This is a genomic window from Sulfitobacter sp. BSw21498, from assembly GCF_006064855.1.
GTDB lineage: Bacteria > Pseudomonadota > Alphaproteobacteria > Rhodobacterales > Rhodobacteraceae > Sulfitobacter.
Genome location: NZ_CP040754.1, coordinates 62,162 through 75,185, shown reverse-complemented (window position 1 = coordinate 75,185; position 13,024 = coordinate 62,162). Strand labels below are relative to the sequence as shown.

The following is a 13,024-nucleotide window of genomic DNA, read 5'->3' as shown; positions in this document are numbered from 1 at the left end:
AGGAAACTAAAATGTTTGACTACGCAACGAAGTACCCAAAATTGTCTTTCGACTACCCGGCAGATCGCGTTTTGCGCATCACTTTTGACCGGCCAGAGACTTATAACTCGGTTGATGCCGAAACCCACACCCAAATGACCGATATCTGGATCGACATTGACCGCGACCAGGACATCAATGCAGTAATCGTTACAGGCCGGGGCAAAGCGTTTTCGGCAGGCGGCGACTTCAGTTTGATCGAAGGCATCACCGGCAATTTCGACACGGTGATGAAGACATGGAAAGAAGCCAAGGATTTGGTTTACAACATCATCAATTGTAACAAGATTATCATCTCGGCGATCAACGGCCCGGCGGCTGGTGCGGGCCTTGTTGTGGGTATCCTTGCCGATATCTCGATCGCGGGAAAACGCGCCAAAATCGTTGATGGCCACCCGCGTTTGGGTGTCGCTGCGGGCGATTGTGCCGCGATCATCTGGCCCCTCCTGTGCGGCATGGCCAAAGCCAAATACTACCTGTTGACCTGCAAGCCGATAAGCGGTGAAGAGGCCGAACGTATTGGCATGGTGTCGATGTGCGTCGAGGATGACGAACTTGAACAGATCTCGATTGATACCGCGACTGAAATGGCCACGGGATCGCAAAGCGCACTTCGCTGGACCAAATACTCACTGAACAACTGGCTGCGTCAGGCCGGGCCTATCTTTGACGCTTCGACCGCCCTGGAGATGCTGGGATTTATGGGCGATGACGTAAAAGAAGGTGTACTTTCACACCGCGAAAAACGCGCGCCAAATTTCCGCAAAGATTGCCCGCTCTAGGTCAACCAACAACAAGGGAGGCCACCATGTCTGACGCTGTCTATACGGAAATTGCCAGAGCCTATGCCAAAGCAGCACAAGTGGCACCGGGACTGAAGGCACGGTTTGACAAAGCGGGTTTTGACCCATCCAAGGTTTCATCACTGGCGGATCTCTCCCGCCTGCCGGTGATGAAAAAAGAGGAGTTGCTTACGCTCCAAAGAGCGAACCCGCCTTTCGGCGGGTTCCTCGTCGCCGATCCCAAAGAGGTATCGCGCATCTATGTGTCTCCGGGCCCGATATTTGAGCCGTCGTTGCCCGGTGTGGGCGGCCATGGGCTTGACCTGTTGTTCAGATCTGCAGGGATCACAAATGCCGATATCATCCTGAACACTTGGGCCTATCATCTTGTCCCCGCGGGCCTACTGTTTGATGAGGCGGCGCAGGTCGTTGGTGCGACCGTGATTCCGGGAGGAACCGGAAACCGTGAATTGCAGGCCCAGATCATTCGCGAAACCGGTGTTACGTCGATCTGCGCCAGCACTGCGTTTTTTCTGGCGTTGGCCGACAAGGTGATCGAAACCTATGGCCGCGAAGCCTGGACCGTGAAATCCGCCTTTCTTGGTGGAGAAATGGGCGACTGGATGGCCAAGCGTCGCCGGATCGAATCCGACTATGGTGTAAAAACCTGGGCGGCCTATGCCACCGCCGATCTGGGGCTTGTCGGCTATGAGGACGGTGGCGAAGGGTATCTGGTTCACCCCGACCGGATCGTGCAGATATGTGACCCCGAAAGCGGCACGCCATTGGCGGATGGCGAAACAGGCGAGATCGTCGTCACCGCGCGCCAAGCCGACTGGCCGATGATCCGGTTTGGCACTGGCGACAGTGCCTATGCGCTGGAAAGTGAGGCGGATGGTCGAGTCACCCGACTTTCGGCCATTCAGGGGCGGGTCGGTGCCGCAGTAAAAGTGCGCGAGATATTCATCTACCCCCGGGCAATCGAAGAAGTTGTGATTGCGGTATCAGGGGCCATCGCAGCGCAGGCTGTGGTCACGCGCGAAAATGATCGTGATACAGTGCGCCTGCATCTGGTTCTGGACCACGGCACCGACAAGGGCACCACCACAAAGGCCGCAGCAGATGCGTTTCAGAGGACCGCGCGCATCCGTGCTGACAAGGTGGAGTTCATCGACCAACTGCCCGAAGATGCCGAATTGATTGTTGATCGCCGGGATATGTGAAGTCTTAGCAGAAGACACGACGACTGCGCACCGGGTCAATTATCACTGTACTGTGCCACAAAACTTCTTACGCCATTATCCGCCTCGCACCAGACCTTGCCGCCGCTATTTTCTTCAGTATGAAATAACGAGATCGAGCTTCCCAGTGTAACCGGCGCCAGACCCCGGAAGGAAAAGCGGCGGGGTGGTTTACCGGCGATTTTAGCAGCGAGATTTAGCAACAGCGTGGCCTGCAACGGACCATGCACCACAAGGTCGACATAGCCTTCGGTGTTGCGGGCATAGTCCTGATCATAATGGATACGATGAGAATTGAAGGTCAGGGCCGAGTAGCGAAACAACAATAACGGATCAGGTGTCAGCTTGCCCAGTTGGGTGCCCCGGTTCGTATCGCTCTGCGATGCTGGCTTGGAGCTTGGGGGATTACCGGTCTTTGGAAAATCTCTGAAAACGAGATCCTGGCGTTCAGATATGCACAGGCGATCCTGCGAGAAGAATTCCTGCTCGACCGTTACAAAGATTAGAGGTCCGCTTTTCCCATTTTTAGCAACAACGTCCGAAACCCTTGAAATCCGGGTCACCGGCGAGTCTGAAGAAAGTCTTTGGTGGTGGATGATTTCACCTCCGGCCCACATCCGGGCAGGAAGCCGCACAGGCGGCAAAAAATCACCTTTTTCGGCGTGACCGTCCTCTGAAAGTTTACTTTTATGGGTGGCCGACACGGTGGTACACCAATGAATGCCCAATGGAGCTCCTCTCCCCTCAAGCCACAGGAATGGATCAAGTGTGGCGCAAAACCTGTCGACCAGCGAATTTGTCAAATAATCGCCGACCTTTTCGGACCTTCCGACCCAGTCCTTGAGGGAGGGTAAATCAATTTCTTTGGTCATTGGCTCAAAAAGACCTTGGCATTCCAAGGATATGCTCGCCGACATAAGACAGGATCAGATTGGTTGAGATCGGGGCGACTTGATATAGTCGAGTTTCGCGGAACTTGCGCTCGACGTCGTATTCGCGAGCAAAGCCAAAGCCACCATGGGTCTGGATGCAGGCATTGGCAGCCTCCCAAGAGGCGTCGGCGGCTAACAGTTTGGCCATATTGGCCTGCGCGCCGCAATCCTGACCTGCGTCAAAGCGTTTGCACGCCTCAAACCGCATTAGATTAGCGGCCTCAATGGCGACGTAGGATTTTGAGATTGGAAATTGAACACCCTGATTTTTCCCGATGGGACGGTCGAAAACCACCCGCTCACAGGCATAATCGCGCGACTTTTCAACGAACCAATAGCCATCACCAATACATTCCGCAGCAATCAGGGTTCGTTCTGCATTTAGCCCATCAAGAATATGGTGAAACCCGCGCCCCTCTTCGCCGATCAGGTTTTCGGCAGGGATTACGAGATTGTCAAAAAATACCTCGTTGGTTTCGTGGCCCACCAGATTGTCGATCGGCTGGATCTCCATCCCGTTGCCGATGGCGTCCTTCAGATCGACAATAAAGATCGACATGCCATGTGACTTGCGTTTGACGTCGGCCAGCGGTGTTGTGCGCGCCAGCAGGATCATCAGGTCAGAATGCTGCAACCGGCTGATCCAGACCTTCTGGCCGTTGATCACATAACGGTCGCCCTTTTTCACGGCGGTGGTCTTCAGCTTGGTGGTATCGGTGCCAGTTGTCGGTTCAGTCACCGCCATGGATTGCAGCCGCAGTTTGCCCGAGGCGATGCCCGGCAGGTATTGCTGCTTTTGCACATCCGAACCATGTCGAAGCAAAGTACCCATATTGTACATCTGACCGTGGCAATGGCCAGCGTTGCCGCCTGATCGGTTGATCTCTTCCATCACGATGCTGGCCTCGGTCAGGCCAAGACCCGAGCCGCCGAATTCTTCGGGGATCATCGCCGCCAGCCAGCCGGCCTCGGTCAGAGCATCGACGAATTCTACGGGATATGTTTCCGCGGCACCGTGTTTGCGGTGATATTCAGGGGGAAATCCGGCACAAAGCGAACGTAGCGCGTCACGCAGGTCATCATGGGTATCGGGGGCCGAGGTTTTCACTATAATCACGCTCCATTCTTCGGATCGGCGGTTGCGTCCGACACACTCCCCGGTCCGAATTCTTCCAGTATTTGTTGGGTATGTTCACCAAGGCGCGGCACCGGAGCCATCTGTGGCTTCCAGCCTTGTCCGCTCGTCGGGGTCAGCGCGGGCATCGCGCCCGCTGGCGTGTCAATCTGTTGCCAACGCCCGCGCGCGGCCAGCTGCGGATGCGCCCACAGCCCGGCCATATCTCGCACTTCGGCGGTGCCAATCCCGGCCCTATTTAGCCGTGACAGCGCCTCGGTCGTGGTAAGTTTTGGCAATACGTCACCAATCACCCCCGCGATTACATCACGATGATCTGAGCGCCTGGAATTGCCAACAAACCGAGGATCAAGCGCCATGTCCGGGCGTTCCAGCACCTGTTCGCAGAACGCCTTCCATTCGCGATCATTTTGCAACCCGAACAGCACCTGACCATCCGAGGTTTCAAACGGACCATAGGGATAAATCGTGGCATGTCCGGCACCGGTGCGCGGCGGCGGGGGTGCGCCATCATAGGCATAATACATCGGATAACCCATCCATTCGGCCATCGCTTCGAGCATCGAGATTTCGATATGATCGCCCGCCCCGGTCTTTGCGCGCATCAAAAGCGCGGCCAGGATCGAATGATAGGCAGTGACCCCGGAGCAGATATCGGCGATGGATATGCCGGACTTCGCGGGCGAGTTGGGGGTACCAGTAATCGACAAAAATCCGGCCTCGGCCTGAATAAGTAGATCATACGCCTTGCGCCCGTCATATGGCCCACCCGGCCCGAAGCCGGAGATCGAACAGGTGATCAGGCCTGGATTGTCTTTGCGCAGCTCGGCCTCTCCCAGACCCAGCCGTTCGGCAGCACCAGGCGCAAGATTTTGCACAAACACATCGGCACGCGACAGGATGGATTTCAGCGTGGCAATCCCATCGGGCGATTTCAGGTCCAGCGTCAGGCTCTCCTTGGAACGATTGCCCCAGATGAAATAGCTGCTTTCACCATTAATGCGGGTGTCGTAATTGCGGGCAAAATCGCCGCCATCGGGGCGTTCAACCTTGATCACCCGCGCACCCTGATCGCCCAATAACCGCGTGCAATAAGGGGCGGAAACCGCCTGTTCCAGACTAACCACCAGGATACCGTCCAGCGGTCGCATCCCAGCACCATTGCACGGCGGTGCGGTCATCAGCCTGCCCCCGGCCCGCTGGTTTCGAGGATTTCCTCTTCGACGCGCTGCCAGATATCATAGGATATGGGGTTTTCGCTTTCCTCAAGGATATGGCCAACCAGCCCGATGGCGCGGGCCATCACACCAAAGCCACGCACAATTTTCCAGGGGAAGCCAAACTCGCAGCAGATCGCGCCAATGGCACCGGTGGCATTGATCGGCAGCATCTTGCCAGATCGGGCCTCGGCCTCGGTCTGGATTTTCTGCATTAAGGCGACGTACTCGCCGGATTTGCCGTTCTGGGCGGCAATTTCGAACAATCGCGGCGTGCGTGGGTCAACGGGTTTGTGCACAGGATGCCCCAGCCCCGGCACGATGGCCTTGCGGTCGCGGAAACCGGCCACCGTTTCAACCGCCAGCGCATCCAGATCAACACCGGTGCCCAGCTTGTCGTGTGGCAACGCCTCGTAGAGCATCTTTGACGCGCCTTCCATCGAGCCGACAAACACCGTGCCCAGCCCGCAAAGCCCCGCCGCCACTGCTGCCTGCAACGATTCCGGCGCGCCCATATAGGTCATCCGCGCGGCAATCGCCGACGGGGTGATGCCGTGTTCGACCAGAGTTATCACGATGGCATTGAAGACCTTGGATTCCTCAGGTGTCGCCTTTCGCCCAGTCAGTTGCAAAAACGCCAGATCACCCAGGTTCATATGCCCCAAAATCTCATTGGGCAGATCCAGCCCGCGCACAGAGATTTTATCAGCAGTGCTCCAGCCAATTGAAGAGGTCAATTTATCCTTGCGTTTTCCCATCAGACCGGATCCCACGAAAACACATCGGCTGACACTTCAAGCGGCATGAAATCGGCCTTTAAAGCAGGGATCGCATGATTGGCGATTGCCTCGGGTGTCCAGCCATCGCCGGAATGCACAGACCGGATCGGGCGGGGCTGATTAACCAGGAATATCTCGTTGTTACGCACCGCAAAAATCTGGCCAGTGACATCTGCGGCCCTGTCGGACGCAAGATAGACAGCCATCGGCGCGACCTTGGCAGGAGTCATCTGCTTGAGTTTCTCAACCCGCGCTTCCTGCTCGGGAGTGTCCACCTTGATTGACGAAATCATCCGGCTCCAAGCGAAAGGCGCGATGCAGTTTGACCGCACGTTCCATCGTTTCATATCCAGCGCGACGGATTTGGAAAACGCCGTGATGGCCAGTTTTGCCGCAGCATAATTTGCTTGGGCAAGGTTTCCAATCAGGCCTGAGGTTGACGTCATGTGCACCAACGCACCGCTTTCTTGAGTGCGGAAGTGATCCGCGGCAGCCCGGCTGGTATTAAATGCACCGTAAAGATGGACCTTCACCACAGCGTCGAAATCCTCGTAGGTCATCTTGTGAAAAAACCCATCGCGCAGGATGCCGGCGTTGTTGACCACTGCGTCAATACGACCGAACTCCCTGACCGCCAGATCAACCATCTCGCGGGCCGCATCGGGATCGGCCACACTGTCTGCGTTGGCGACGGCAGACCCACCTGCGGCGGTTATTTCATCGACGACTTTTTGCGCGGCCAGCTCGGTCTGTCCCGTGCCCTTCAGCGATGCACCCAAATCGTTGACCACCACCGCAGCCCCGGCGGCAGCAGCAGCCAGCGCAATATCGCGCCCGATGCCGCCCCCAGCCCCGGTCACCAGAACAACCTTGCCATCCATTATCTTTGTCATCTTTTTCCCCTCACTTTGCCTTGCGGTACTTTTCCAGCCCGCCAGTATGCATCACCCGGCCCATCAAAGGAGCCCCGATGATTGTTTCGGCTTTCTGCGCGGCAAGGATCAGTTTATCCAAGTCAATGCCGGTTTCGATCCCCAGTTCGTGACACAGGAATACCATATCTTCGGTGCTGACATTGCCTGCCGCTCGGGCGTGGCCATGACCGGCAAAAGGACATCCCCCAAGTCCCGCAACCGAGCTTTCGAACATGTCCACACCCATGCTGAGTGCGGCATAGACATTGGCGATACCAAGCCCGCGCGTGTCATGGATATGCATGCCGAGGCGGGCCTCGGGGGCCATGTCGCGCAGTGCTCCGATCATGCGTTTGACCGCTTCGGGGTTGCCCCAACCCATCGTGTCAGCGATCACAAGAATTGGCAACGGGATGTTTTCATCGGCGCACAGATCAAGGATGAAACGGAAATCGTCTAGCACCCGTTCCTGCGGAATCTCGCCTTCGAAATTGCAGCCAAATGCGGTCATCACATAAGCCGCGTCAACTGTCAGCCCCTCGGCTTTGTAAAGCTTGACCCATTCACGCTGTTTCTCGCGCATTTCCATTGATGAGGCGTTGTTGTTTTTCCGCGAAAACCTATCGGAGGGGTAGAAAAGCAAGCGCGGGTCGATATCGACATCATGCGCGGTCATCGCCTTGCGAAACCCTTTGTCGTTCAGCCAAAGCGCCGTGTAATTGACACCGGGCACGCGTTTGATGCGTTGAAACAGCTCTCCCGTGTCAGCCATTTGCGGCACGTATTTCGGACTGACAAAGCTACCGACCTGAATACGTTTCAAACCTGTGTCGGACAGCAGATCAATGAGCTCAATACGCTGCTCGATAGGATAAATCGTTTTCTCGATCTGGAAGCCTTCGCGCGGGCCTTCCTCGCGGATTTCGACGAATTTGGGAAAATCGCTCATTTCGGTTCGCTTTCATTAGGGGCAATTTCGGCGATGGTCTGACCGCGGTCGACCATCATGCCTTTGGTTACAGAAATGTTGATGGCGATTCCTGCCGCTGCAGCCTTTATCGATATTTCCATCTTCATGGATTCCATAACGGCGATTACATCGCCTTCGACGACCAAATCTCCATCAGAAACAACAACATCAACGATCATACCGGTGAGCGGGGATTCCACCATCCGCTCGGCTGCCCCTTCACTGCCCGCAAAAGCCAGGGGCGGGGCGGCGTGAAACAGGCGGCGGGCGTCGGCCGTGGTGATTTCGATAGCATTGCCGGTGACGCGGGCTTCCAGCATCAGGGTTTCGCCGTTATGGGTAACGCGCCAGCGCCCTGTTTCCAGTTCAAGACAGGTCAGGGACAAAGGCACTTCATTCGCATCAAAAACGGTAAAATAACCGCCCGACCCAATCGGGCCTACGCGCAGTTCTTCGTGCTTGGCACCCTTCTCCGATCCCATCAGGGTGACACGCTGGTCCGCCTCGACCAAAGCATCGCCTGCGTTTAGCCGCCAGCCAGTAAAGGTCGAACGATTGCTCCAAGGATTGGTGGTGTCGTTAGTTCGCCCGTTGCTGACAAATAGCACGGCTGCGACAGCGCGCCACAGGTTGGCGGTTGCGTCTGCCGGAGGTGTGGTCAGCGCATCAAGGCGGGTGTCGATCCAGCGGGTATGCACGTTCATCGCGGCAAATTCGGGATCGCGCGCCAGCGCCGTCAGGAAACTACGGTTTGACTGAACGCCCGCGACGATGGTGTGATCTAACGCCTCGGCCAGCCGGGCCAGCGCCGTTTCGCGGTCGACCGCGTGAACAATAAGCTTGGCAATCATCGGATCGTAAAACGGGCTAACCTCGTCGCCGGTTTCGACACCGCTGTCGATGCGGATGCCCTTGGGCAGCGATAGGGTGGTGATCTTGCCGGTTGAAGGCGCAAAGTTATTGGCGGGGTCTTCGGCATACAGCCGCGCCTCGACGGCGTGGCCAGTGCAGGTGATATCACCTTGGGTGATCCCAAGGCCCGCGCCCTGGGCAATGCGCAGATGCATCGCCACCAGATCAAGGCCGGTGATCGCTTCGGTCACCGGGTGTTCGACCTGAATCCGCGGATTAACCTCGAGGAAAAAATAGTTGTCGCCCGCGACCAGAAACTCAACCGTACCCAATCCACGATAGTTCAAGCTCTCTCCCAGTTTCACCGCATCCGTTGCAATCTGGTCAAGCAAGGTACGTGGCAGACCCCATGCCGGAGCTTCCTCGATCACCTTTTGATGACGGCGCTGCAGAGTGCAGTCGCGTTCAAACAGATGCACCACATGGCCCGCGCCGTCGCCCGCAATTTGCACCTCGACGTGTCGCGCGGCAGGCAGGAAGCGTTCCAGCAACATGCCCTCGGACCCGAATGTGGACTTCGCCTCACGCAGGGCCCCTTCGATGTCTTGCACCAATGTGTTCTCAGTTTCGACCAGACGCTGACCGCGCCCGCCACCGCCACCAACAGCCTTGAGAAGCACCGGGAAGCCCATCTCGCGCACTGCGGCGGCAATTTCGGCGGGGTCGGATTTGGCACCGCTCGCGCCAGAGACCACCGGAACGCCTGCCGCAATCGCCGCGTCTTTGGCGCTGGCCTTGTCACCGAAACGATCCAGCGTTTCGGCCGTTGGGCCGACAAAGATCATCCCGGCGGCTTCGACAGCATTGGCAAAATCCGGATTCTCGGCCAGAAAGCCATAGCCGGGATGGATCGCATCGGCACCCACTTGGCGCGCGGCGTCAAGCACAGCGTCGATCCTGAGGTAGCTTTCGCTGGCCGGCCCCGCCCCGATCAGGATGGAGCGACCAATTTCGCGCACATGCAGTGCGTTCGCGTCTGCCTCTGAGTGAACGCCCACGGGGGTGATACCCTGCGCGCGCGCGGTGCGGGCAATTCGGCAGGCAATCTCGCCACGGTTGGCAATGAGCAATGTATTGATTTTCATGATACTCTCCTCAGAACCGGAACACGCCAAAATTGGTTTCAACTTTCGGTCGCCGCGAGGCGACATCCAGCAGCAACGCCAGCACATCACGGGTCTCGGAGGGTTCAATCACGTTGTCGGCCCACAGATTTGACGCAAAATTATAGGCACCCTGGAAATCTTCGTATTCCTTGCGAACCGGAGCCTTAAAGACTTCTTCTTCTTCAGGGGTCCATGTCATGTTGTCGCGTGCCAGAATTTGCGCGCGCACCTGTGCCAAAACACTGGCGGCCTGTTCCGGCCCCATGATTGCCGAGCGCCCCGAGGGCCACATGAACATCGCGTCTGGTTGAAATGGACGGCCTAGCATCGCCAGATAGCCGGCACCATAAGACCCACCGGTAATCACCGTATATTTTGGCACCCGGGCCGACGACATGGCGGTGATCATCTTGGCCCCGGCCTTGGCGATGCCGGCCTGTTCGGCCTCGCGGCCGACCATGAACCCATTCACATCCACCAGAAACACCAGCGGAATGTCGCGTTGAACACAAAGGTTGATGAAATGCGTGGCCTTCAGTGCCGCCTCGACGAACAGCACGCCAGTGTTGGCAAGGATGCCAACCTCGTGGCCATGAATGCGCGCCCAGCCGGTCATCATGGTGTCGCCATACAGCGGTTTGAATTCGTGAAAATCGCTACCATCCACAAGGCGGGCAACAATCTCGCGGTTGTCGGTGGGCACTTTGGCATCGCGGCTGACGATGCCGTGAATATCCTCAACCGGATAAGCGGGAGGGATGGCCGCGGCAGGGGTTTTTCGGGGGCTCGATATTTCCCCTAAATGCGATACTATCTGGCGAGTGATGGCCAGTGCGTGGGCGTCATCTTCGGCCAGATGGTCGGTAACTCCCGACACCGAGCTGTGCATTTTGCCCCCGCCCAGCGTTTCGGCGTCTACCTTTTCGCCGGTCGCAGCAAAAGTTAGCTCGGGTCCGCCAAGATACATGAAGCCTTGGCCGCGCACGATCACAATCTCGTCGCAAAGCGCCGGAATATAGGCTCCGCCCGCCGTACATGGCCCCATGACCACAGCAATCTGTGGCACGCCGTCCCCCGACATGCCAACCTGCTGGTGAAAGATCGAACCGAACTGGCCCTCGTCGGGAAAGATATTTGCGATTTCGGGCAAGAACGCCCCTCCGCTGTCGACCAGTGTAATCACGGGCAGTCGGTTTTGCCACGCAATACGCTGTGCCCGCACATGTTTCTTGCAGGTCATGCCAAAGTAGGTTCCACCTTTCACAGTCGCATCATTGGCGATAATCATGCACTGGCGACCCTCGATCACCCCGATTCCGGTGATGATGCTGGCCCCCGGTGGCACGTCTTCATATTTCCCAAGCCCTGCCAAATCGCCCAGTTCAAGAAACGGGCTGCCCGGATCAATTAGCCGCTCTACACGTTCACGGGGCAGCATTTTGCCTTTGGCCACATGACGCTCGCGCGCCTTCTTTGGTCCACCGATGCGTTGCGCGCGGCGCAACTCATGCAACTCGTCCAGTTTCCCGCGATAATGCGCCTCGTTGGCGCGAAACTCTTCCGACCCTGTGTTGATCGTCGTTTTCAGCTGGGTCATGGCAACTCCGGAAATTCACTGAGAGTAAGTGCAACTTTGGCGGCACCCGGCTTTTCAAACGTGTTGGCTGCGACGATTGTGACATCCGCTTTGAAAACCAACGCTTCTCGTAGCCGGGTTTCGATGGTTGATTTCAGGTCGGGATCGTCCTGGGGCGATCTGTCCGGACCGCGCTCCACGATCACTTTCAGGGCACCCTGAGTGGTGTGGCCGTCAAAATCGGCCACCACGCGCATAATCCCGTTGGTGTCGGGCATCATGTCATTGATGATGCTGTGAATTGCGGACGGAAACACATTCGCGCCGCGCACGATCAACATGTCGTCAGTGCGCCCAACACAGCGGATTTTTGGCCCAGTTCGACCGCACGAACAGGAAGTGCCCAGAACTTCGATGAAGTCCCCCGACCGAAAGCGCAATACAGGGCTGGCTTGACGGGTGATGGCAGTATAGATCATTTCGCCTTTTGCGCCCTCGTCAAAGGGGATGATTTCGCCGGTATCCGAGTCCAGAAGTTCGGTAATGATGTGATCCATGCTGACCATATGCATGCCGGATTGATCGTCGCATTCTGCCCAATAGGCCACGCCCAGATCGGTGCCGCCCAGCATTTCGCAACATTTGGCACCCCAGAGTTCCTCAATACGGTTGCGAATGGCAGGAATGCCGCCGCCCGGCTCGCCGCCGACAATAATGCGTTCGACGCCCAGCTCCGAGGCTTTGACCCCAAGAATTTCCTCGGCCTTTTCGCCAAGATGCAACACAAAGTTCGGCGCCCCGACGATACAGCGCGGGCGGGTGTCGGCGCAGGCCCGCAACAGCCGGTCCGCCCCGCCATCAGCGCCGATCGGCACATCAACAGCACCCATGTATTGCAGCGCCTGCATCACCGGAATACCGCCGACAAAGCCTTTGGCCAGCGAAAACCCGTGCAACACCAGGTCACCGGGGCGGATGCCGTTGGCAAAGAAACACCGCGCCGACATTTCGTTCCAGACTTCGACATCTGTTTCAGTCAATGCCACATACGACGGGCTGCCGGTAGTGCCGGACGACGCCTGCATCTGGATGACGTCTTTTGGGTCTGCCGCCAGATGTCGGCCAAAAGGCTTTCGCGACGCAAGGCTTTCGCGGATGTCGGTCTTGAACGTATAGGGCAGCTTTTGCAGGTCTTCGATGGTGCGAATATCGTCAAATGCGACGCCCGCCTGAGCTAGAATATCGCGGTAAAAATCGGAGTTCTCTTTCAGATAAGCCATCTGCGCGACCAGGTTTTCCTCCTGGACGCGGCGCACCGCGTTCGGCGGAGCCATTTCGATGTCATGCCAGCATTCGGCATTTGCCTTTTCCAACGCATCCGCGCGGCGGTACTGCATTGCGAATTTCATATCATCGCCCTC

Annotated in this window: 11 protein-coding genes; 2 read left to right on the top strand and 9 right to left on the bottom strand. The window is 57.2% G+C overall.

Features of this window, described 5'->3' with window-relative positions; genetic code table 11:
• Positions 1 to 11: 11 nt before the first annotated feature.
• Positions 12 to 821, top strand: coding sequence for an enoyl-CoA hydratase/isomerase family protein (locus E5180_RS15285; protein ID WP_089423344.1), 810 nt, complete (start codon positions 12 to 14; stop codon positions 819 to 821).
• A 26-nt stretch (positions 822 to 847) separates the two neighbouring features.
• Positions 848 to 2,044: a phenylacetate--CoA ligase family protein gene (locus tag E5180_RS15280; protein ID WP_171048989.1), complete on the top strand. Its 1,197-nt coding sequence runs from the start codon at positions 848 to 850 to the stop codon at positions 2,042 to 2,044.
• A 35-nt stretch (positions 2,045 to 2,079) separates the two neighbouring features.
• Here E5180_RS15280 and E5180_RS15275 read toward each other — a convergent pair whose 3' ends face one another.
• The 9 genes from E5180_RS15275 to E5180_RS15235 are packed head-to-tail and all read right to left on the bottom strand — an operon-like array spanning position 2,080 to position 13,012.
• Positions 2,080 to 2,934 (bottom strand): protein dehydratase, encoded by an 855-nt coding sequence (locus E5180_RS15275; protein ID WP_138925295.1) that lies wholly within the window; start codon positions 2,932 to 2,934, stop codon positions 2,080 to 2,082.
• Between the two features lie 4 nt (positions 2,935 to 2,938).
• On the bottom strand, positions 2,939 to 4,102 hold the full coding sequence (locus E5180_RS15270; RefSeq protein WP_219581321.1) for an acyl-CoA dehydrogenase family protein: 1,164 nt from the start codon (positions 4,100 to 4,102) through the stop codon (positions 2,939 to 2,941).
• A 5-nt stretch (positions 4,103 to 4,107) separates the two neighbouring features.
• On the bottom strand, positions 4,108 to 5,310 hold the full coding sequence (locus E5180_RS15265) for a CaiB/BaiF CoA transferase family protein (protein WP_254700590.1): 1,203 nt from the start codon (positions 5,308 to 5,310) through the stop codon (positions 4,108 to 4,110).
• Positions 5,310 to 6,104 carry a citryl-CoA lyase gene (locus E5180_RS15260; protein WP_138925294.1) on the bottom strand — a complete coding sequence of 265 codons (795 nt, stop codon included), beginning with the start codon at positions 6,102 to 6,104 and terminating at the stop codon, positions 5,310 to 5,312. Before E5180_RS15260 ends, E5180_RS15265 begins: the two co-directional genes overlap by 1 nt.
• Complete coding sequence (locus E5180_RS15255; RefSeq protein WP_089423435.1) at positions 6,104 to 7,009, bottom strand: SDR family NAD(P)-dependent oxidoreductase; 906 nt, start codon at positions 7,007 to 7,009, stop codon at positions 6,104 to 6,106. The genes E5180_RS15260 and E5180_RS15255 overlap by 1 nt, the downstream gene beginning before the upstream one ends.
• A 19-nt stretch (positions 7,010 to 7,028) precedes the next feature.
• Complete coding sequence (locus E5180_RS15250; RefSeq protein ID WP_138925293.1) at positions 7,029 to 7,988, bottom strand: hydroxymethylglutaryl-CoA lyase; 960 nt, start codon at positions 7,986 to 7,988, stop codon at positions 7,029 to 7,031.
• Positions 7,985 to 10,006 (bottom strand): acetyl/propionyl/methylcrotonyl-CoA carboxylase subunit alpha, encoded by a 2,022-nt coding sequence (locus E5180_RS15245; protein WP_138925292.1) that lies wholly within the window; start codon positions 10,004 to 10,006, stop codon positions 7,985 to 7,987. Before E5180_RS15245 ends, E5180_RS15250 begins: the two co-directional genes overlap by 4 nt.
• Before the next feature lie 10 nt (positions 10,007 to 10,016).
• A complete protein-coding gene (locus E5180_RS15240) occupies positions 10,017 to 11,624 on the bottom strand; it encodes an acyl-CoA carboxylase subunit beta (RefSeq protein ID WP_138925291.1) in 1,608 nt (535 codons plus the stop codon).
• Positions 11,621 to 13,012 carry a phenylacetate--CoA ligase family protein gene (locus E5180_RS15235; protein ID WP_138925290.1) on the bottom strand — a complete coding sequence of 464 codons (1,392 nt, stop codon included), beginning with the start codon at positions 13,010 to 13,012 and terminating at the stop codon, positions 11,621 to 11,623. The genes E5180_RS15240 and E5180_RS15235 overlap by 4 nt, the downstream gene beginning before the upstream one ends.
• Positions 13,013 to 13,024: the final 12 nt, after the last annotated feature.